This is a genomic window from Desulfobulbus oligotrophicus (assembly GCF_016446285.1).
Taxonomy (GTDB): domain Bacteria; phylum Desulfobacterota; class Desulfobulbia; order Desulfobulbales; family Desulfobulbaceae; genus Desulfobulbus; species Desulfobulbus oligotrophicus.
Genome location: NZ_CP054140.1, coordinates 1,483,924 through 1,503,484, shown reverse-complemented (window position 1 = coordinate 1,503,484; position 19,561 = coordinate 1,483,924). Strand labels below are relative to the sequence as shown.

Sequence of the window (19,561 nt, the reverse complement as noted above, 5' to 3'; positions counted from 1 at the left end):
GGCATATCGCTCAACCGGTGCTTCCTCCCCGTAACCCACAGCCCGCAGAATCAGCAGAACTACTCCATGCCTGGAGGGACAACAGTTCAACGGGCTGCTGCCGATACACAAACCGCGAAGCCACAGTCATTCTCCACCGGGGACGGCTGGTTCACGTACAACCTCATCACGAATCTGGCGCAGATGTGATCTTTTTCTCCAATCACAGCCACCTCCTCCGCTGAGTTACTCTGCTCCACCGTATATTGCATCCTGTTATGAAAAATCAGCAGGAAGAATCTGATCATCGGAACATTTATCTGTGATCGTTTAGACTCATGTTGTTCTGTCAACAAGAATGGTCTAGTGTTCAGGCGTTGAGCATGCACGATGCTCTGTTCTCTCTACCTACTGTGCAGAATATATGCGTTATACCCTAGACCCGATTCCACACTACACCAGCGAGCTGCTGCCGGTTCCCCATGCTCTGTTCACTCGGGTGGGCGGTGTGAGCAGCGGACTGTTCGCCTCGTTAAACCTGAGCCACCATGTCGGTGATGCAGCTGAACACGTCGAGGCAAACCGTGAGCTGGTTCGGACAACACTTACCCTTGACCGACTCTGTGCCGTCCACCAGGTCCATGGTGATCAGATTGCCGTAATTGACGAGAAATATCCAGAAAACGAAGAGGCAGACGGATATGATGCGCTTATCACCACCGCACCCGGTATCGGCCTGCTCATCCAACAGGCAGACTGCCAGGCTGTGCTGCTGTCATGTCCAAAACAACAGGTGGTTGCAGCTGTCCATTGCGGCTGGCGTGGCAGTGTCCTCAACATCATCAGCAAGACTGTCCAGCGCTTAAGCAAACAGTTTGCTGTACACCCGAAGAATCTCAGGGCAGTCATCAGTCCGTCTCTTGGCCCATGCTGTGCCGAATTTATCCACTACCGCAGAGAGTTACCAGCCTGGATGCAGGCTTATCAGGTACGACCGCATTATTTTAATTTCTGGGCAATCAGCTGCCGACAGCTTGAAGAGAGTGGGATTTTGCCACACCACATCGATGTGATTGGGTTGTGCACTCGCTGCAACCATCAGTTTTTTTCCTACCGACGGGCAAGTGTACTGCAAAATGGTATGACCGGTAGAAACGGGAGCATTATCGCCCTGCCCCCGATACAGGGAAGATAAGGCACTCGTACTGTTACATGGAAAAATCACAGATGAGTGGAGCGTGGTCTGAATAGGTGACCGGAGCAACCTGAAAATTGATAACTTTCAACTCCGGGCTATGGAGAATGAAATCGAGTTCTCGTTTTGGTGCCCGACTGGGATACGATGGCTTTTTCTCAGGATTTGCACTGACCAGTCCGGTGGCACCCAGAAACAGCTCCAACTCCCGCATTCCCCAGAGAACATTGAAATCTCCAGCCAGAATCATAGGTCGATCAACAGCACGTATAAGCCGGTAGAGGCGTTCAAGCTGATACTGACGATTGCGGTACGTGAGAGAGAGATGCACTAAAAATATAGTCAGATGCTCTGTACATGCCTGAATAACCAATCGTTTCATGCCCTCATCGAAATAATGGTGCCGGTAGCTGACGATCGGCGCCCGGGTGAGAACCGCGTTACCCTGTGCTTTCAACAAAGGCATCTTCTGAGCCATTGAGCCAAAGCCGTACTTGGTTTCAACCACATGGTGATAGCCAAGCTGCTCGGCAATCATTTCCGCCTGACACTTTCGTCTGGTACGAAACGACCCGCCATCAACCTCGACCAACCCCAGAACATCAGGATTAACAGATCTGATAAACTCGAGAATTTTAAGGAAATTCTGCTCAGATTGCCGTAAATAACCGGCATAAGGAAAGGGAAAGTGGAAACGTCCGCCATTGCCGGTGCCATAGCGGATGTTGTAAAGTAAAAACCGCACTGATCTTTCCAACCAACTTACCTCTTGGCACGGTGCAGGCCAAACACGCCGCCGCGGGCCTGACTGAATGCCGGGCTCATCCCGCCTCTTCCACGGGAACGGCCGCCACCACTCGGTTCTTGTTGAACCGGCAGAGCATCAATGGCAGATTGTGTTTTGGGTTTATCAGGGATAAACTGTTCCACCTTCACCAAACCAATCCCTCGTGACTCCTGATAAATGTCAAAAAAACGAGAGCAATCGCGGTAATAGCTTTTCTTTTTCAGCCATTTAGGATCATCACCCTGCTTTCGGGCATGATGGAAGGTGGACAGGTTGACAAGCAGGGTCGTTATCATCTCTTTGACCATACGCTGCATGTTAAACGGTTCTCCGAAAACATGGTCAATTTCGTCACGGATTGTTCGGGATAAACGATGAAACCCCTGACCGCGGACATTCACTTCCGGAAGATTGTACCGATGGCAGGCCCACGGGAGAAGAAGACAGGCAAACAGGATAGAATCGGGAACTTTCAGTATCTCAGCATCTTCCCGGTAGCTGTGCAGACGGTCAAGAACTGAAAAAACATCAAGTAACTGCTGTCGGACCTGCTCGCCGTTTTCCATCTGTCCAAACGTATACAGAGGAAAAAGAACCGGCCACAGCCCCGAGGTCATACACAGCTCTGCCCATGATCGACAGCAGCCGGACTGCAGGTCTTTCAGAATCTCATCACGAACGCGCGACGGCGGGCATAAGCGCAGTTTCTCACTATTCTCGCTGAGTGCAGTAAAGACCCTTTTCTCGATTTCGAAGTTTGTCCGGGCGGCGTGACGAACAACCCGCATCATCCGGACAGGATCCCGGGTGAAACGTCTAGCAGGCTCACCAACGACCCTGATGATTCCCTGTTTAAGATCAGCAACACCTCCTGTGTAGTCGATAATGGTGTGCTGCTCTATCTCGTAAAACAACGCGTTGATCGTCAGATCGCGTCGAAATGCATCCTCTTCCAATGTACCGAAGGTGTTGTTTGAGGGCAGCACCTGATCATCACTGTCAATATCGTATTCACTTCGTGAACGCAGTGTTGAAACCTCGATGATCTTATTGCCCCGAAAAAACACCTGCACCAATCTGAACCGGCGCCCAATGGTGCGGCTATTGCGGAACATCCGACGCAACTGCCCCGGGCGAGCATCTGTTGAGATATCGAAATCTTTTGGAATTTTACCAAGATAAAGATCACGAACACCACCACCGACAAGGTACCCTTTAAATCCGGCGTCGCGGAGGCGATACAGCACCTTGAGCGCCTCGCGGTCAATGTGCTGTTCTCGAATTGGATGCGCTGATTCAGGAATAATCGTAGCAGCTGTGTGCACCTGTACATCCTGATCAGACATTTGAACGATCGGCTCCATCTCTAGATACTCTGCAGTGGAGAGGGGATATCAACCTTTGCCCTGCGCAAATCTCCCGGCACTCAATAGACAGCGCACTTTTCTTTGTACACCGATTCAGCAGCTCGCACAAAACTGTCGAAGATTTCCTTGACGGAAAGAATCTCCTTCATCTTGAACGTGTTGGCACCGGAGAAGAAAAGACCATTTTCCAGATCACCGTTGAGCGCCGCCAGCAGCCGCTCGCTGATGCAATACTTATGGCTGCACTTCTTCAGACATTTAAACTGACATCTACCAGCCGATATATCTTCATCGTTGAGCATCTTATCGACAAAAGGTGTTTTGATCGCCCTGCCCGGCATCCCCACCGGAGAAGAGACCAGGACAATATCTTCTTTCCTGGCCCTGAGGAAGGCCTCCTTAAACGCCTGAGAGACCGCACATTCCTTGCTGAGGACAAAACGTGAGGCAATCTGAACACCGTCAGCACCGTATTTATCCATCATTTCCGCCATCTCAAATCCGTTGGTAATACCGCCGGCCGCAATCAGCGGGATTTTTGAAATGACCTTGCGAATCGCTGGAAACAGGTCGCGCAGTGATAACTGTGTCCCCAGATGACCACCGGCTTCCGCAGCTTCAACAATGACCGCTGAAGCCCCCAGTTTTTCGGCCATGGTAGCCAGCCCCGGAGAAGAGACAATGGAAACGATGGGGATATTGTGTTGTTTGCCGATTTTGAAGATGTCCCTGGAAAACCCGGCTCCGGTGATAATCATATCTGCCCCGGCTTCAATAGAACCCATAACCAGTTCATAGAAATCCTTCATGGCATACATGATATTGACAGCAATCACCCCTTTGGTCGCCTGCTTGGCTTTACGGATATCCTCCTGTAACTCCGGCACTGGTAAGCCCGAACCGCCAATGGTGCCTATACCTCCACACTCGGCAACCGGCACGGCCAAAGCAGAAGTGGAAACCCGAACAGACATCCCTCCTTGAATGATCGGAATTTTTGCGATAAATGAGCCAATTTTCAGTTCCGGCAGTTTCATTCAAACCTCTTCATCAACAAAAAAATTACTTTTGAAAAAAAATAAAAACTTCTTTAACTCTACGGCAAAGAATCGAAATAAAAAAATAAACCATGCACAGTCGCGAAGTGTTTGTCAAGTGCAGTCACCTGTCCTGCAACACGAAATCAAAATCGTTATATTCTACCATACCACAACCGCATGCGCTTGACTTTTCACCTGTTTCTCGATTAACTTTATGGATTTTATTATACTGATAAGTACCATTGCTCCTGACCGGCAGCATACAATGAGACGTATTTGGAGTTACCCTTGAAAATTCAGGCTATTAACGGTTTCAAAGACATTTTACCCGACACCATCGACCGCTGGCAATATATTGAACAGCGAGCCAGAGACATCTTTGCACGTTTCGGCTTACAGGAAATCCGGGTGCCAATTCTCGAAAAAACCGAACTTTTTGTCCGCTCCATCGGTGAGGCGACTGATGTCGTGGAAAAAGAGATGTACAGCTTTCCCGACAAGGGCATCACCATGCGTCCGGAGGCAACGGCCTCCATCATGCGGGCTTTCATTGAGCACGGTCTGCATGTACAGCAACCAGTACAACGGCTCTATACCATTGGCCCGATGTTTCGTCATGAACGTCCACAAAAAGGACGATTACGCCAGTTTCATCAACTGGATGCAGAGATTATCGGTGCCACAGAGCCCCTGGTCGATGCCGAACTCATCGCCATGGGCCAGATGTTGCTCGATGAACTGGGACTGCACACCAGCCTGGAGATCAACTCCCTGGGCTGTCCGGTTTGCCGACCGCCCTTTAAAGCCCTGCTGGTGGCTTTTCTAAAACAGCATCACACCGACCTCTGTGATGACTGCCGGCGCCGAACCCACACTAATCCCCTCCGGGTTTTAGACTGCAAACAGGCAACCTGCCGGGCAGTGGTACAGTCCGCCCCCTCGTTACTTGATATGCTCTGCCGTGATTGTGATGACCACTTTCAGCGCGTTGGTCAGGCATTACACCACTTTGACCTCGATTTTCAAATCAATCGCTTCATGGTTCGCGGTCTTGATTACTATACACGCACCACCTTCGAATTCCTCACCACGGCTCTTGGTGCACAGGCTGCTGTCGGGGCCGGAGGACGGTATGACGGCCTCATTGAACAGTTGGGCGGACCTGCCCTTTCAGGAATTGGATTTGCCATGGGACTGGAGCGCCTGGCCCTACTCATGGAACAGCAGAGCACACAAAAGTATACTGCAAGCTTCATGGACATCTTCTTAATCGCCCTTGGTGATAATGCCCTGAACGCCTGCAGCCGGCTGGCACACTTACTCAGGAAGAACGGGGTTAAAACAGCCATCGATTACGCCGGACGAAGCCTCAAGGCACAACTCAAGCAGGCAAACAGAATAAATGCCCGTTACAGCCTTATTCTTGGTGAAGACGAGTGGCTTCAACACGAAGCTATTCTTCGCAACATGCACACACAGGAGCAACAGCCATTTGCACTGACCGACACTCCGGAAGAATGGTGTTCCCGACTGGCTGATATTATAGGTCCTGCACCGCAGTAATCCACACCTTCTCACCATTATACTGCAACATCTTTTCAGACTCACTCACCTTGGCGATCACCTTTTACACGGAGAATAAACATGGAATCATTGGGAGCGCTTCGGCGCACACACACCTGTAACGATCTGGACCTGTCGCATCTTGATCAGGAAACCATCCTCATGGGTTGGGTTCTCCGGCGTCGTGATCACGGTGGCGTTATTTTCGTTGACCTGCGAGATCGCTGGGGAATTACCCAGGTGGTGTTTAACCCGGAGGTTGACGAAGCCGTCCATGCCAAGGCTCACCAGCTGCGAAGTGAATGGGTCATAGCGGTTCAGGGCAGGGTGATGCAACGTCCGGCTTCCATGGAAAATCCCAAGTTGGCAACAGGTACCATTGAGGTGCTGGTGCATGATCTGCGCATCCTGAATGCCAGTGAAACCCCACCTTTTCCCCTGGACGAAGATATTGAAGTTTCCGACACCCTGCGTCTCCAGTATCGTTATCTTGATCTCCGTCGTCCGGAAATAGCAGGCAATCTCATACTGCGACATCAGGTGCTGCAGACCGTCCGCTCCCACCTCAACGAACAGAATTTTCTTGAAATCGAAACACCGATGCTGACTCGCTCAACGCCGGAAGGTGCTCGGGATTATCTGGTACCGAGCCGGGTGAATGCCGGTAAATTTTATGCTTTGCCCCAATCACCGCAACTCTTCAAACAGTTACTCATGATTGCCGGCATGGATCGATACTATCAGATTGTCAAATGCTTTCGCGATGAAGATCTGCGGGCAGACCGTCAACCTGAGTTCACTCAGATCGATATGGAACTCAGCTTTGTTTCTGAACATGAAATTATCTCCATTGTTGAGGGCATGATCAGCACGCTTTTTAAAACCATCAAAGGAATCGATCTGCAAACACCGTTTGCGCGTATGAGCTATGACGAGGCCATCCGCCGATTCGGCACAGATCGCCCGGATACCCGCTTTGACCTGGAGCTGGTTGATCTGACTGCTATCCTTCGCGATTGTAACTTCAAAGTTTTTCAAGCAGCAATGAACAGCGGCGGTGTGGTCAAGGCAATCAATGCTAAAGACTGCAGCGGTTTCTCACGCAAGGATCTTGATGATCTGACCGAGTATGCCGGTCGCTTCGGGGCCCGCGGCATGGCCTGGGTCAAAGTGAAAGATGATGAGTGGCAGTCACCGATCACAAAGTTTTTCAATGAGACGGAAATTACCGCCATGGCGCAGGCCCTTGATGCAAAACCCGGCGACCTTATTCTTTTTGGTGCTGACAAAGCCGGCACTGTACATCAGGTTCTTTCTGAGCTACGATTAGAGTTAGCGCGACGATTGGGCTTGATTACGGACAGCCGGGCATTCAACTTCCTCTGGGTCACAGATTTCCCACTACTCGAATACGATGAGAATGAGAAACGGTACACGGCAGTCCATCATCCATTTACCGCGCCCCGTGAAGAAGATATGCCGCTGTTGGAGACTGAGCCGGCTGCGGTCAAAAGTCGGGCCTATGACCTCGTGCTCAACGGCAATGAAATCGGCGGAGGTTCGATCCGTATTCACAACCCGGCACTGCAAAAAACCATTCTGCAAGCCCTGGGCATTGGTCAGGAAGAGGCCGAAGAAAAATTTGGATTTCTCCTCCGCGCCCTGGAGCACGGTGCTCCACCCCACGGCGGCATTGCGTTTGGTGTCGACCGTTTAATGATGTTGCTGACAGGCTCGTCCTCCATTCGAGACGTTATTGCCTTTCCCAAAACGCAGAAGGCAACCTGTCCGCTTACCGATGCGCCTGCTTCCGTCTCTCGCAAGCAGCTCACCGAGCTGCACCTGCGTCCGGACTGGAAAGAAAAGGCCTGAATCCTCTATCTGTTGTATCAAGCGAAAGGAGACGGCAATGAGCTTTGACAAGACCTACGCACAAAACCTTTTCAGCCTGGATCTGGCGACTGAAGTCGACAGAATCTGTTTGCAACTGAAAAACCTGCTTGTACAACAGCTTAAACGAAGAGGATTGGTCCTGGGTATTTCCGGAGGTATTGATTCCAGTGTCTGCTTAGCATTGGCGGTTAGGGCGCTCGGACCTGAAAAAGTTATCGCCCTGCAGATGGCGGAATTGCATTCCTCCGAAGAAACCCTCGGCATCAGCGGCAGACTCGCCAAACATTTCGGGGTGACAGCCATTGACGAGGACATCACCCCTATTCTTGAAGCCATTCGTTTTTATGAACGGTATGATCAGGCTGTTCAGTCGGTTGTTCCCGAGTACGGTCAGGGTTGGAAATCGAAGATCGTTATCCCAAACGTTGCCGACCACCAGGGATTTACCTACTTCAGTGTTATTGCCGAATCTCCCCATGGTCAGACTATAAAAAAGCGGTTGCCGCTCAACGCCTATCTCGCCATTGTTGCCGCCACTAATTTCAAACAGCGTACCCGGAAGATGCTGGAATATTACTATGCGGACCGGATGCACTATGCGGTTATAGGCACGCCAAACCGATTGGAATACGATCAGGGTTTTTTTGTCAAACTGGGAGACGGTGCAGCAGACGTCAAACCCATCGCCCATCTCTATAAAACACAGGTGTACATGCTGGCAGAGTATCTGGGTGTGCCGGAAGAGATCCGAAACAGACGCCCGACCACAGACACGTATTCACTTCCTCAGGGACAGGATGAGTTTTACTTTTCGTTGCCCTATGAACGGATGGACATCTGTCTGTATGGGAAAAACAATGGGTTGCCGATCGCAGAGGTGGCCCGGGGAGCAGGCCTGACCGTGGAGCAGTTAAAACGTGTCTATGCTGACATTGATACAAAACGAAAGACAACCAGATACTTACACCTGGCACCTTTTTTACTCGGTCAGGTTCCGGAAATCTCTTCTTAAACCGCATGCCTGTCAAACTACAGGGAAAGACCGATGAGAACAGTGCCTGGCCCGTCACCACGTACCAGAGAAAATCTGCTTAAACTTTTTCCTGCCAGACACCGTTGATCAGGAGCTCATGGGGGCGAAATACGTTCTTGTATCCCATCCCGGCATGCCCGTCGATCCAGTAGCCCAGATAGAGCAGGGGAATCTTTTGAGCTGTGCAGATATGGTGAAGGGTCAGGATATTGAGCGTACCAGGGCTTCGCCATCCCTGATCCGGATCGAAAAAAAAATAGATCGCGTTTAGCCACAACGGGGCGGCATCTACAATCGCCACACCTAACAGCCGTCCCTCGACCCGATACCTGACTTCAAAGCAGCGGCTGGTACTGGTAATAAAAAATCCCCCGTAATAACTTTCAGCGCTGCTTTGCCCTTCGGGAAATCGGGTGAAAAGAAACCGCTGCAGAAGGGTCAGATTTTCCTGTGACATGGTGAGGGGTGCAATCTCCACCTCCACATCCTGATTTTTTTTCCATACCCGGCGCTGATTACGATTTGGTTGCAGTCGTCCTGTTCGCAGCCGGATCGGGACGCACAGGGAGCAATCCGGACAACGCATATTGTACATGCAGTTGCCGTTGCGGCGGTAGCCATGTTCAAGAAACAACGCCATGGTCTCATCGTTAAGCCTGCTGAATGCAGCCTGATGATAGACGGCTTTTTTCCCCATAGCGTATGGGCATTCTGCGGCAGTGAGAATAAAAAAACGCTCCAATCTGCCGATCCCCTCCCGCCATTGCTGCTGATCTGTTCCTTCCCGACCTGTCATTCAACCATTCCCTTTTACATCAACCCCTCGGGTATACCCCGCGACAAGGGGTAAAACTGCAACGACCCGCTCGATCCGGCAGCTGTCCACCAAGTAGCATTTACACCCCATCAGCTGGTAACCCGCTCGCCCCTTGAGAAGGGCACATACCGTATGCCTGGTCCCTCCCCTGCTCATGAGACGATTGATCACCTCTATTTTGTGCCAACTCCTGAGGGGTGTTTACATTACGCCAGCAGCACTGCAGCCTGAGTGGCGGCTGCGGAGTGATGACTCCCGCCTCTGTCCGGAGACCACTCAAACGAAACGCTCTCTTTGCCGCCATTGTTTCCAGCAGATGGTGACACTGTTGATCATAATAGGCAAATAACGGCTCAAGACGACCATCTGCAGCCAAACTCGGCAGTATTGCCATCACTCCCGGCTGCCGCTGTTCGAGTAACCAGCACAGGGCAGCTGGACTGATCTCCGGTTGATCACAGGCTGTAATCAGCCACGAAACCTGGGGGTACCGACGAAAAACAGCAAGAATACCTGCCAACGGACCACCAATACCCGGCACATCATCAACCCGTGGTATGCTGGACAACGATCGGGGCAACTCCCCGGCACCGGCGATCACAACCTGTTCAACCATGGTCTCAAGCAGGCAGACTGTCCGCTCAATCCAGGTGATGCCATCCTGCTCAAGGAGATGTTTGGCGCGTCCCATACGTCGGCTTTTACCACCGATAAGCACACAACCCCATACCGGCACCCCATCCATACCTACTCCTCGCTCCTCTCATCATCATATACAGGGAAAAGACCTGTCTCTGCACCGCGCCTGAGCAGCTCACGGATTGCACGCCTGCCTTCGTTGCCGATGTCTTTTGAAAATTCGTTGACATACAGTCCGATATGGTTGCGCATAACCTGAATGTCCATTTCCTGGGCATGAGTACGGATATACTCCCACCCTGCTTCGCTGTGCGCATCAGCCCAACGAATACTTGCGGCAATAGCCTGATCAAACTCCTGCCGCACCGCTGTGGGAATGGATTTTTTTGCAGCAATGCAGCCCAGGGGAATAGGCAGGCCTGTGGTCTGCTCCCACCACTCGCCTAAATCCTGAAGACAGCAAAATCCCAAACTTTGGTAGGTAAACCGGCTTTCATGAATGATCACCCCGGCATCAACCTCACCCGTTGCCAGAGCAGTCATAATCTGATCAAAACGCATAACCACCAGACGGCGACATGCGGGCTGAAAAAGACGAAGCAGCAGGGCTGCAGTGGTGTACTTTCCCGGAATTGCGATTTTCCAATCAGCCGGACGAGCAGGTTTACTGCGGCTGCTGGTGATCAGCAAGGGGCCGCACCCTCTCCCCAACGCTGCACCGGATTGCAGCAAGGTATAGTGATCCCGGGCATGAGCAAAGGCATGAAAGGAAAGTTTGGTGATATCCAATTTTTCCTCAAGAGCCCATTCATTGAGGGTCTCGACATCTTCAAGCTGAACACCGGCAATCCTGCACCGATGAAGGGGAATACGCCCATGCACCAGGGCATTGAAGATGTACGTATCATTGGGGCACGGAGAATAGCCAAGGCGTAGTGAAACAGTATCAGTCATCCCTGAGTCCATTAATAAGAGAAGCGATCGCAGCACCACAGTTGTTGCAAGCTTCACGCAGTTGCCAATCCTGCAATTTCCGATCAATAACGGTGTTGGAGATACAACGCAATTCAAACATCGGTACTCCAAAATAGCGGCATGCTCTGGCCACGGCAAACCCTTCCATGTTCTCACACAGTGCGTGATGCTGCTCTGCTATGAGTGCTCCCCGTTTTTGCGTTCCGCTGACACAGCTGACCGTGGCAAAAACACCCTGTTTGAAAGGAATCTTCGCTGCTGTCAGTATCCGGGCCGCCCGTACCAGCAGTTCGATATCCAGCTCAACACAAGACTCAAGCGCAAAGCCTGTACCATGTAAAGTCTGCACCTCGTCCTGCTCACAGATTCCTAAATCAGCCAGCACTTCACGCTCAGCCAGACAGATGTCGAGCAGCGCCGCATTTTCTCGACCGGCAAGCACATAGGCACCAGCAACACCAAAATTCACGACAGCAGATGGTGGAGGTACGCTTGCAGCCAGAAAAGCGGACACACGAACCGCTGCTTCCACCGGTCCAACACCGGTCAGCAACGTTGATACACCTTGAGGCAAGGGGTAAGCATGAAGAAAAGCTCCCATTTCAATATCTGTTGCGGCTGTCAACAGTATCATCAGTTCTTCCTCTACAGACCAGGGAGCTTCTTTTGGCACACCCATTTTTTCACAGATTTAGTCAAGACATTTACCTCAATGTAAAGTAGGCTATCGGGCTTTGCAAGTAAATCACCAGTCCTTTCTTGACCAGAAACTATGCCTAAACTCTCTTACCAATTATCTGATTACGATTACGACCTTCCGGCTGATCAGATTGCCCAGTTTCCGGCACCTCAACGTGACCGCTCTCGTCTGCTCATACTGGACCTGAACACTCAAGCTATCGGTCACCGTATCTTCACCGATATTTCTACATTTTTCCGGCCGGGTGACGTACTTGTCGTTAATACCACCAAGGTATTTCCCGCCCGGCTGCTCGGTCACAAGGAGACCGGAGGCAGGGCTGAGTTGTTTCTTCTGTCTTTCCCTCACAGTATTTCCAGCTCAACGGGTGGACAATGGTCAGAGGCAGTGGCACCTGCTCTCATTAAAAGTGCCAAACGGCCAAAAATCGGCAGCCTGATTTTTTTCAGTGAGCAGCTGCAGGCACGTATCAACACCCTCCATCCGGACGGTAAGGCAGAGGTTACCTTACAGTTTCACCTGCAAAACACACAGAGTCTGGAGCAACTCCTCGAACATCATGGTCAGATACCGTTACCGCCCTACATCAACCGCCCCACAGGCCATCTGGCTGCAGACCAAGACCGTTACCAGACCCGATATGCGTATCAAACCGGTTCAGTTGCCGCTCCAACGGCCGGGCTTCATTTTACAGATCAACTGTTAACGCAGATACAGAGCAAAGGTGTTGAAATCGCCGACATACTTCTGCATGTCGGATATGGCACCTTTGCACCGATACGGACTTCAGATATTCGAAAGCATAGTATTCACAAGGAATGGTACACAGTCTCTCCTGAGACAGCGGCTGTCATCCAACGGGCAAAAAATCAAAACAGAAGAATCTGGGCAGTGGGAACCACGACCGTGCGGACCCTTGAGTTTATTACTGATCCGCACGGCAATATCCAGCCGGGAACCGGCGAGTGCGATCTGTATATCTATCCCGGGTTCCGGTTTCGTACGGTGGACAACCTGATCACCAACTTCCATCTGCCGAAATCATCACTACTCCTCCTTGTCTCTGCACTAGCCGGGCGACAACGCATCCTTGAGGCCTACCAGCAGGCTGCCGACAGTGGTTATCGATTTTTCTCCTATGGGGATGCCATGGCCATCATCAGCAAACCGTAGCGCAGGCATGATCTTTCCATCGTCTGAAAATGAAAAACCCGGCACATGGCCGGGTTCAGATCTGCAAACAAAAGATTTCGGTCAGCTTGCCGCCGCCGGGCATTGGCAACAGGAACCACCTGCTCCTGCCGGGCAGGATGGTGCCGATCCTGTGTCGGCACAGGAGCCCTTATCTGCTGAGCTGTATCCATCAGCGTACCAACCGCCACCTTTGAGCTGAAAAGAACTCATGGAAATGAGCTTTTTCACATCAGCACCACATTCCGGACAGGTTGAAACAGGAGCATCGGCGATACGCTGTTGTATTTCAAAAATTTTCTTACACCCGCTGCATTCGTACTCGTACACTGGCATAACTGTACCTCACACACGCTCTATTTAAAGGTTCAAACAATAACCAATTCGTTAGATATGGAGAAAAAAATTAATACCTGTCCTTCTTACTGTCAACGGTATTTGTCAATTGCGGTGTCCCCTTTTATGAAACATCTGCAACACAACGTTGAACTGCACCGGATTCCAGCCGGCAGATACCTCTCCTCTCCTGCTGCTTGGCCTGTGCGCCAAAAGAAATATGATGCAACCGTCCAAACTGCTATCAACCCGAACTATTATTTCGTCACAAATTTTACTGCAGGAAAAGACCTGAGCAGTGATGATTTAAAATCATCTGTACTATTTCCTCGAAACCTTCATTATTCTAGAGCGACTGACCAGAAATACTATTTTGAAGACAGTTGATCAGGACATTCAAAAATGTAACACGGTGATACAAGAACATCTATCGCAATCACGCCTCATCCTCGGCCAATCAAATAAAATTTATTCCTCAAACAGGTAAGAATAATTGGTCAGATTTTCGATCTCTCTGCTATCAGTACTGCTGTATGTGAAAATGTGTCCTTTTAAAGAAATAAAACTTTGCATTTGATACATACATGCTCTATTCTTGTACAGTGGTAAAATAATAGTAATAGTCTTCATCTTTCTGCACAGGAGATCACAATGAGCAAATCCCTTGTTGAAATGACCGCTGAAATAATTCAGTCACAGATCAGCAGTAAACAAATGACCACCGAAGAAATAAAAGCTGCTCTTAATGATACCTTTCAGACCTTAAAATCTCTTCAGGAGGCTGAGGCCAACGGAATTGAAGCAGAACCCGAAGAGACCAACCCTGTAATGGACCCCAAAAAATCCATACAGAGGAATAAAATTATCTGTTTGGAATGTGGGCAGGAGTTTAAAATGCTCTCTCCGAAACATTTAAGATCACATGGGCTCACCTCCAGGGAATACCGAAAAAAGCATGGTTTTTCGGCACGACAGCCTCTCTGTTCAAAAGCACTTTCCGAAAAACGCTCGCAATCGGGGAAAGAACGAGGATTACCTGAAAATCTGCGCAAAGCTATAGAAATGCGTACTAAAAACAGAACAAAATAAAGGTAGTTTCTTGTAAAAAGGCACGGGCTAAAAGAATCACCCCAAGTGTTGCTCATCAAAAAGTCGTACATCCGGACGCTCCTTGTGATAAATATATCCGACCTGACAGAGTTTTCAGTGCGCACTTCAGTAATATGTTCTGTTCATCCTGTGCACCACCGAACCACAGCCAATAGTTTGCAAGTAAAATCATCAGCTTGTCATGATCGGCATCTTTGACTCCGGAGTCGGGGGTATGACTGTTGCCCGCGCTATTGAGCAGTGTTGCCCGGGCTATCCCTTTGTCTACCTTGGAGATCTTGCCCGGACGCCGTATGGTTCAAAAAGTCCGGCCATGATCACGGAATACTCCCATCGCAATACCGATTTTTTACTGAATCAGGGCGCAAAACTGATTGTTATTGCCTGTAATTCCGCTGCAAGCACTGCCTCGACCTTCTTGCGAAATACGTACAGTCAACGGATTATTGATGTTATTTCGCCGGCCGTGGCAAGGGCAGTCTCTGTGAGTGAAACAGGAAAAATCGGCCTGATCGGAACAAGAGCCACCATCAATTCCGGTCTGTACGAGCAGCGACTTCAGGCGGCAAGATCTGACTGCAGGGTGTACAACCAGGCCTGTCCACTCCTCGTTCCTTTGGTTGAAGAGGGCTGGCTGGGGCGGCGCGAAACAAAGATGATAGTTAAGAACTACCTGCGGCCTCTCCGGGACAAACAAATTGACACCTTAATCCTTGGTTGCACGCACTACCCTTTGCTCAAGAAGATTATTGTTCCTCGGATCGGCCGCCGAGTACAGATTATTGACTCTTCAGTTGAAGTAGCTTTGCACCTCAAAGCTCTTCTTGCCGCTGACGAGAAGATGCGCAGCGAACTTTACTGCCCGGAACAATCAAGTCGTTTCTTTGTTTCCGACATACCTGCACCGGTGCACGATCTTGCCAGCACAATTTTTGGTCGCTCTGTTACACTGGAGAAAACCGATGTATAAGCACTTACCCCTGTGTCTGATACTCACAATTCTGATGCTGTATTTTGCCTCGCCTGTTGCTGCGGCGTCCCCTCCGACTCCTGAACAGCAGGTAACGCAATTGCAGAAGCAGTATCAGCAGCTCCACAGCCTGGAATTTAATTTTTCCCAGACAACGCAAAACAGTGGTCGGATTAAACAGGGTACAGGGAACGCGGTTTTTTATCGTCTGACCGATACCAGCTCCCCCCCCTCGACCAAACAGGGGATTATGCGATGGAATTACACAGGTGCACTGGAACAGACGATTATCAACGATGGCACAACGCTTTCGATTTATACACCGGAAGACAAGCAGCTCATTATCTCCCCGGCACATGATCTGGAAACCGATATAACGTATGCTATTTTCACTGGCACCAAAAAGCTTGTGGACGAATTTATAGCAGCACAGGGTGATGCATCTTTTTTACTCAATGAACCCCCAAAAGATCTGGAAAGTGTTTTGCTCACCCCCAGGCAGCCACACCCTCAAATTAAACGTGTACAGCTCTGGTTCACCTCCAGTCTGATTATTGATCGATTGCTCATGGAGGACCATTTCGGAGCCATGACCGAACTAAAATTTACCAACATTCGCCTGAATGCCCTTCAACGGGGAGATCGACAAAAAGTACAATTATTACTCCAACTTAACACCGCTCCGGGAACCGAAATAATACGACAGTAGAACACCGGAATCCTGGTACCATGAACAGATACCGTTGAATAAAAACAGTATAGCCATGACTTTTTGTAAACACGGACTTGTCTTTTCCACCGGCATATAGAATAGAACCCTACAGTTTCTTGTATATGAATCCTGAAAGACTATCTTTCCAGGTCACCATATGTACACTCCGCAAACGGACAGGCTGACCTGCTCTCCCCTGTGGACACGCGTATTGTTGAGCAGATAACTTCCAACCGGACATATCAACTTCAATTTCTTTTACAGTACAACAACATCGCCATGAGTAATGAAACCTTTGCTGATCTTTTCTCTGATACTCCTGCTTCTCAAAAATCTCTTCGCCCTGGTAACCAGGTGGAGGCAACGATCGTTGGTATAAGTGGGGAAAATATCTTTCTTGATGTTGGCCAGAAGAGTGAAGGGGTTCTCAGTGCCTCAGAACTCTGCAATCAGGAAGGAGAGCTCACCGTTGCCACTGGTGACAAAGTACAGGTTTTTTTCCTGGCTGATCGTGGTGGAGAAATGATATTTACCACTCGGCTGGGTTCCGGTCAGGTTATTGCGAAAGAGCTTGAAGAGGCCTTTATCTCGGGTATACCGGTTGAAGGAAGAGTCACCGAAGAAATAAAAGGAGGTTTTTCGGTTTCCATTGCCGGCCAACGGGCATTTTGTCCCTACTCCCAGATGGATATTCGCAAGGTGGAAAACCCTGAAGATTACCTTGAAAAGACCTTTCTCTTCAAAGTAATCGAGTATGGTAACCAGGGACGAAACATTGTTCTTTCTGCCCGGGCAATCCAGGAAGAACGGCGCCAGCAGGAACGGGAGGAGCTGAAGTCACAGCTGAACGAAGGTATGCGAGTCAAAGGTACCGTCAGTTCTATTCGTGATTTCGGGGCTTTTGTTGACCTGGGTGGTGTTGATGGCCTTATTCCGATTTCGGAAATCACTTGGGGACAAACCGATAAGGTGGAAGATGAGCTCCATCTCGGCCAGCAGGTTGAAGTGATCATCAAAACGCTGGATTGGGAGAAAAACAGAATTTCCTTAAGCCTCCGCGAAACTCTGGAAAACCCCTGGGAGTCAGCAGGTACTCGATATTCGGCAGGTTCAGTTCACCAGGGCACAGTCAGCCGACTGGTACCGTTTGGTGCCTTTGTAACTCTGGAACCAGGCATTGACGGGCTTCTTCATATCTCTAAACTCGGAGCAGGTCGCCGCATCCATCATCCGCGGGAGGTTATCGAAACAGGGCAGGAGGTAACCATCAAAATCGAATCATTTGATGGTGAACAAAAACGCATCGCTTTGACTCTTGCTGACCAGGAGACTGAAGAGTTCGAGGAAAAAAAGTACAGGCCCGCTCCGGAGAGCAAAACACCCTCTTCCATGGGCACTTTGGGTGATCTCCTTAAGACGCAGTTGCAAAAGAAAGGAAGTTTGTGATGATAAAACATCACACCCCCTGACAAGACCACACTATTTTTCGGCCAACAGCACGTGGTTACTCAGGGTAACGACGAACTATTTCAAACATGACAATCGCTGCAGCGACGGAGACATTGAGCGAATTAAACGCCGCCTGCATGGGAATGGTCACTAAAAAATCGCTCTGTTTTCGTACCAGCGGCCGCAATCCCTTCCCCTCACTGCCGATGACCACACAGATTGGGCCGGAAAAATCAACCGTATAAATCGATGCTGCAGACTGTTCGGTTACTGTGCCGTAAATCCAGTAACCATGCTTTTTTAAAGAGTCTAAAGCATCGACTAAATTGCCGACCTGATAGAGGTGAAGATGGGCTACAGCTCCGGCTGACGCCCTGACCACTGTACCTGTCAGAGGCACACTGCGTTCGCGAGTCATCAGCACATCAGAAAAACCGGCGGCAAGAGCTGACCGGAGAATGGAACCAAGATTACGAGGATCCTGCAGCGAGTCAAGAGCTAAGACTGTCCGGGGTTTTTCTTGCGAATGATCAGCCAATCGCTCCAAAAGATGGGGAAAGGGGAATACGCGAACAGCGTTCAATCGGGCTACCACACCCTGATGGCGACAGTGCCGGGGTACCCCTAATCTATCGGTGCTCGCAAATCGAACGAGAACCCCCTGGTCTCTGGCCAAATCAATGAGCCGTTGCAGTCGATACCCTGTTTTTCCCTGTTGAACGGTTATTTCACGAATTGTGGTCGGGTCTTTTTCCAGAGCTTCCTGGACAGGATGAACACCCCAGACAAGATCTTCTGCAGACTCAGGTTCAGGTCCGGCAGTTCCCACAGGCGACGACTGATTTTCCCGGCTGGAGTTGTGCGTCATCAGGCACCCCAATCTGCGTCTTGGCCATCGGAAAGACGACGACGGCGACAACGCTCGGCAATAATGATACTTTTCAAACTCTCCACAGCATCTTCCAGCCGATCGTTCACAACAAGATAATCGTATACATCTGCACAGGCCATCTCCTTTCGTGCATTGGCAAGTCGTACCCTGATAGTCGCCTCATTTTCAGTTTTCCTGCTGCGAAGCCTCCGCTCTAACTCTGCAAATGACGGTGGAGCGATGAAAACTGACACCGGATTGGCTCGCTGTCGTACCTGTGCAGCTCCCTGCACATCTATGTCGAGGATGACGTCCATGCCCTCTTGCCGATGCCGATTGATCTCATCCACACTTGTGCCGTACTTATGGTCATGTACCTCAGCCCACTCCAGGAAACCTGTTGGTTGCTGATCTTGTATTGCCGCAAAAGTGGCCTTATCAACAAAATGATAATGGACACCATCTGTTTCGCCGGACCTCGGCAACCTGGTTGTATGGGATACGGAAAAAACCAAACGCGGCAGAATCTGCATCACCCGGTTTACAATGGTACTCTTCCCGCATCCGGATGGTGCGGATACCACGAGCAACATACCACCATTCCCGTTCATTTTGGCTCTACCTTGGCCAGTGCATAGTCAGGGTTACGTAGTTCATGCTCCATCATCAACAGACGATGGTGGAGGGTTTCCGGCTGCACAGAAGACAGAACAAGGTGACCTGAATCAAGAATCAAGATGGCTCGGGTTCGTCGCCCTTCGGTTACATCAATTAATTTTCTTTCGCTCTTGGCATCCTCTTTTAATTTTCTGACCGGCGACGAGCCTGGATTTACAACGGCAAGAATGCGACTGACTTTAACGGCATTGCCAAAACCTATGTTCACAAGTCTGCTATCCATAATAAAATTCACTTTTTACTGATGAGAAAACCC

At 50.0% G+C, this 19,561-nt stretch carries 21 protein-coding genes and 1 pseudogene; 11 read left to right on the top strand and 11 right to left on the bottom strand.

Annotated elements, in window-relative coordinates; genetic code table 11:
* The first annotated feature begins 403 nt into the window (after positions 1-403).
* Positions 404-1,174: a peptidoglycan editing factor PgeF gene (gene pgeF / locus HP555_RS06770; RefSeq protein ID WP_199264410.1), complete on the top strand. Its 771-nt coding sequence runs from the start codon at positions 404-406 to the stop codon at positions 1,172-1,174.
* A gap of 13 nt (positions 1,175-1,187) precedes the next feature.
* On the opposite strand, the gene HP555_RS06765 is transcribed toward pgeF, so the two are convergent.
* From HP555_RS06765 to HP555_RS06755, 3 genes are all read right to left on the bottom strand, one after another.
* On the bottom strand, positions 1,188-1,919 hold the full coding sequence (locus HP555_RS06765; RefSeq protein WP_199264409.1) for an endonuclease/exonuclease/phosphatase family protein: 732 nt from the start codon (positions 1,917-1,919) through the stop codon (positions 1,188-1,190).
* A gap of 17 nt (positions 1,920-1,936) precedes the next feature.
* The gene (locus HP555_RS06760) at positions 1,937-3,307 is read right to left on the bottom strand and encodes a polya polymerase (protein ID WP_199264408.1); all 1,371 of its coding nucleotides are present in this window, start codon (positions 3,305-3,307) and stop codon (positions 1,937-1,939) included.
* An 80-nt stretch (positions 3,308-3,387) separates the two neighbouring features.
* Entirely contained in the window at positions 3,388-4,365 is a 978-nt protein-coding gene (locus HP555_RS06755; RefSeq protein ID WP_199264407.1) for an NAD(P)H-dependent flavin oxidoreductase, read from the bottom strand.
* A 291-nt stretch (positions 4,366-4,656) separates the two neighbouring features.
* On the opposite strand from HP555_RS06755, the gene hisS reads away from it, so the two are divergent.
* The 3 genes from hisS (at position 4,657) to nadE (ending at position 8,836) form a co-directional block, all read left to right on the top strand.
* Positions 4,657-5,931 (top strand): histidine--tRNA ligase, encoded by a 1,275-nt coding sequence (gene hisS, locus HP555_RS06750; RefSeq protein WP_199264406.1) that lies wholly within the window; start codon positions 4,657-4,659, stop codon positions 5,929-5,931.
* An 81-nt stretch (positions 5,932-6,012) separates the two neighbouring features.
* The gene (aspS, locus tag HP555_RS06745; protein ID WP_199264405.1) at positions 6,013-7,803 is read left to right on the top strand and encodes an aspartate--tRNA ligase; all 1,791 of its coding nucleotides are present in this window, start codon (positions 6,013-6,015) and stop codon (positions 7,801-7,803) included.
* A 37-nt stretch (positions 7,804-7,840) separates the two neighbouring features.
* A complete protein-coding gene (nadE, locus tag HP555_RS06740; RefSeq protein ID WP_199264404.1) occupies positions 7,841-8,836 on the top strand; it encodes an NAD(+) synthase in 996 nt (331 codons plus the stop codon).
* A 79-nt stretch (positions 8,837-8,915) separates the two neighbouring features.
* On the opposite strand, the gene HP555_RS06735 is transcribed toward nadE, so the two are convergent.
* From HP555_RS06735 to mqnB, 4 genes are all read right to left on the bottom strand, one after another.
* Entirely contained in the window at positions 8,916-9,653 is a 738-nt protein-coding gene (locus HP555_RS06735; RefSeq protein ID WP_199264403.1) for an arginyltransferase, read from the bottom strand.
* A 100-nt stretch (positions 9,654-9,753) separates the two neighbouring features.
* On the bottom strand, positions 9,754-10,419 hold the full coding sequence (gene mobA, locus HP555_RS06730; RefSeq protein ID WP_199264402.1) for a molybdenum cofactor guanylyltransferase: 666 nt from the start codon (positions 10,417-10,419) through the stop codon (positions 9,754-9,756).
* Between the two features lie 2 nt (positions 10,420-10,421).
* Positions 10,422-11,267, bottom strand: coding sequence for a 1,4-dihydroxy-6-naphthoate synthase (locus HP555_RS06725; protein WP_199264401.1), 846 nt, complete (start codon positions 11,265-11,267; stop codon positions 10,422-10,424).
* Positions 11,260-11,922 carry a futalosine hydrolase gene (gene mqnB / locus HP555_RS06720; protein WP_199264400.1) on the bottom strand — a complete coding sequence of 221 codons (663 nt, stop codon included), beginning with the start codon at positions 11,920-11,922 and terminating at the stop codon, positions 11,260-11,262. Before mqnB ends, HP555_RS06725 begins: the two co-directional genes overlap by 8 nt.
* 138 nt (positions 11,923-12,060) lie before the next feature.
* On the opposite strand from mqnB, the gene queA reads away from it, so the two are divergent.
* On the top strand, positions 12,061-13,161 hold the full coding sequence (gene queA, locus HP555_RS06715; RefSeq protein ID WP_199264399.1) for a tRNA preQ1(34) S-adenosylmethionine ribosyltransferase-isomerase QueA: 1,101 nt from the start codon (positions 12,061-12,063) through the stop codon (positions 13,159-13,161).
* A 7-nt stretch (positions 13,162-13,168) separates the two neighbouring features.
* On the top strand, positions 13,169-13,381 hold the full coding sequence (locus HP555_RS14085) for a hypothetical protein (protein ID WP_233249308.1): 213 nt from the start codon (positions 13,169-13,171) through the stop codon (positions 13,379-13,381).
* Between the two features lie 26 nt (positions 13,382-13,407).
* On the opposite strand, the pseudogene HP555_RS14080 reads toward HP555_RS14085, so the two are convergent.
* Positions 13,408-13,515, bottom strand: a pseudogene (locus HP555_RS14080) (FmdB family zinc ribbon protein); the annotation flags it as partial.
* Positions 13,516-13,641: 126 nt separating this feature from the next.
* On the opposite strand from HP555_RS14080, the gene HP555_RS06705 reads away from it, so the two are divergent.
* The 5 genes from HP555_RS06705 to rpsA all read left to right on the top strand — a co-directional run bounded on the left by HP555_RS06705 (position 13,642) and on the right by rpsA (position 17,753).
* Positions 13,642-13,902, top strand: a complete 261-nt coding sequence (locus HP555_RS06705) for a hypothetical protein (protein ID WP_199264397.1) — start codon at positions 13,642-13,644, stop codon at positions 13,900-13,902.
* Between the two features lie 264 nt (positions 13,903-14,166).
* Positions 14,167-14,604, top strand: a complete 438-nt coding sequence (locus HP555_RS06700; RefSeq protein WP_199264396.1) for a MucR family transcriptional regulator — start codon at positions 14,167-14,169, stop codon at positions 14,602-14,604.
* A 202-nt stretch (positions 14,605-14,806) separates the two neighbouring features.
* Entirely contained in the window at positions 14,807-15,595 is a 789-nt protein-coding gene (murI, locus tag HP555_RS06695; RefSeq protein ID WP_199264395.1) for a glutamate racemase, read from the top strand.
* On the top strand, positions 15,588-16,304 hold the full coding sequence (locus HP555_RS06690) for a LolA family protein (protein WP_199264394.1): 717 nt from the start codon (positions 15,588-15,590) through the stop codon (positions 16,302-16,304). The genes murI and HP555_RS06690 overlap by 8 nt, the downstream gene beginning before the upstream one ends.
* 201 nt (positions 16,305-16,505) lie before the next feature.
* Positions 16,506-17,753, top strand: coding sequence for a 30S ribosomal protein S1 (gene rpsA, locus HP555_RS06685; protein WP_233249281.1), 1,248 nt, complete (start codon positions 16,506-16,508; stop codon positions 17,751-17,753).
* A 58-nt stretch (positions 17,754-17,811) separates the two neighbouring features.
* On the opposite strand, the gene rlmB is transcribed toward rpsA, so the two are convergent.
* From rlmB to HP555_RS06670, 3 genes are read right to left on the bottom strand one after another with little or no spacing between them, the layout of a single operon-like run.
* Positions 17,812-18,624, bottom strand: a complete 813-nt coding sequence (rlmB, locus tag HP555_RS06680) for a 23S rRNA (guanosine(2251)-2'-O)-methyltransferase RlmB (protein ID WP_199264393.1) — start codon at positions 18,622-18,624, stop codon at positions 17,812-17,814.
* On the bottom strand, positions 18,624-19,238 hold the full coding sequence (gene gmk, locus HP555_RS06675; protein ID WP_199264392.1) for a guanylate kinase: 615 nt from the start codon (positions 19,236-19,238) through the stop codon (positions 18,624-18,626). The genes rlmB and gmk overlap by 1 nt, the downstream gene beginning before the upstream one ends.
* Positions 19,235-19,528, bottom strand: a complete 294-nt coding sequence (locus HP555_RS06670; RefSeq protein ID WP_199264391.1) for a DUF370 domain-containing protein — start codon at positions 19,526-19,528, stop codon at positions 19,235-19,237. Before HP555_RS06670 ends, gmk begins: the two co-directional genes overlap by 4 nt.
* Positions 19,529-19,561: the final 33 nt, after the last annotated feature.

Bases quoted from the DNA above. Each gene is read 5' to 3' on its own strand.
- HP555_RS06755 (WP_199264407.1), bottom strand. From the start codon at position 4,365: ATGAAACTGCCGGAACTGAAAATTGGCTCATTTATCGCAAAAATTCCG.
- HP555_RS06690 (WP_199264394.1), top strand. From the start codon at position 15,588: ATGTATAAGCACTTACCCCTGTGTCTGATACTCACAATTCTGATGCTG.
- murI (WP_199264395.1), top strand. From the start codon at position 14,807: ATGATCGGCATCTTTGACTCCGGAGTCGGGGGTATGACTGTTGCCCGC.
- HP555_RS06705 (WP_199264397.1), top strand. From the start codon at position 13,642: ATGAAACATCTGCAACACAACGTTGAACTGCACCGGATTCCAGCCGGC.
- mqnB (WP_199264400.1), bottom strand. From the start codon at position 11,922: ATGATACTGTTGACAGCCGCAACAGATATTGAAATGGGAGCTTTTCTT.
- rlmB (WP_199264393.1), bottom strand. From the start codon at position 18,624: ATGACGCACAACTCCAGCCGGGAAAATCAGTCGTCGCCTGTGGGAACT.
- queA (WP_199264399.1), top strand. From the start codon at position 12,061: ATGCCTAAACTCTCTTACCAATTATCTGATTACGATTACGACCTTCCG.
- HP555_RS14085 (WP_233249308.1), top strand. From the start codon at position 13,169: ATGATCTTTCCATCGTCTGAAAATGAAAAACCCGGCACATGGCCGGGT.
- HP555_RS06760 (WP_199264408.1), bottom strand. From the start codon at position 3,307: ATGTCTGATCAGGATGTACAGGTGCACACAGCTGCTACGATTATTCCT.
- aspS (WP_199264405.1), top strand. From the start codon at position 6,013: ATGGAATCATTGGGAGCGCTTCGGCGCACACACACCTGTAACGATCTG.
- gmk (WP_199264392.1), bottom strand. From the start codon at position 19,238: ATGAACGGGAATGGTGGTATGTTGCTCGTGGTATCCGCACCATCCGGA.
- HP555_RS06725 (WP_199264401.1), bottom strand. From the start codon at position 11,267: ATGACTGATACTGTTTCACTACGCCTTGGCTATTCTCCGTGCCCCAAT.
- HP555_RS06670 (WP_199264391.1), bottom strand. From the start codon at position 19,528: ATGGATAGCAGACTTGTGAACATAGGTTTTGGCAATGCCGTTAAAGTC.
- mobA (WP_199264402.1), bottom strand. From the start codon at position 10,419: ATGGATGGGGTGCCGGTATGGGGTTGTGTGCTTATCGGTGGTAAAAGC.
- nadE (WP_199264404.1), top strand. From the start codon at position 7,841: ATGAGCTTTGACAAGACCTACGCACAAAACCTTTTCAGCCTGGATCTG.
- pgeF (WP_199264410.1), top strand. From the start codon at position 404: ATGCGTTATACCCTAGACCCGATTCCACACTACACCAGCGAGCTGCTG.
- HP555_RS06735 (WP_199264403.1), bottom strand. From the start codon at position 9,653: ATGACAGGTCGGGAAGGAACAGATCAGCAGCAATGGCGGGAGGGGATC.
- HP555_RS06700 (WP_199264396.1), top strand. From the start codon at position 14,167: ATGAGCAAATCCCTTGTTGAAATGACCGCTGAAATAATTCAGTCACAG.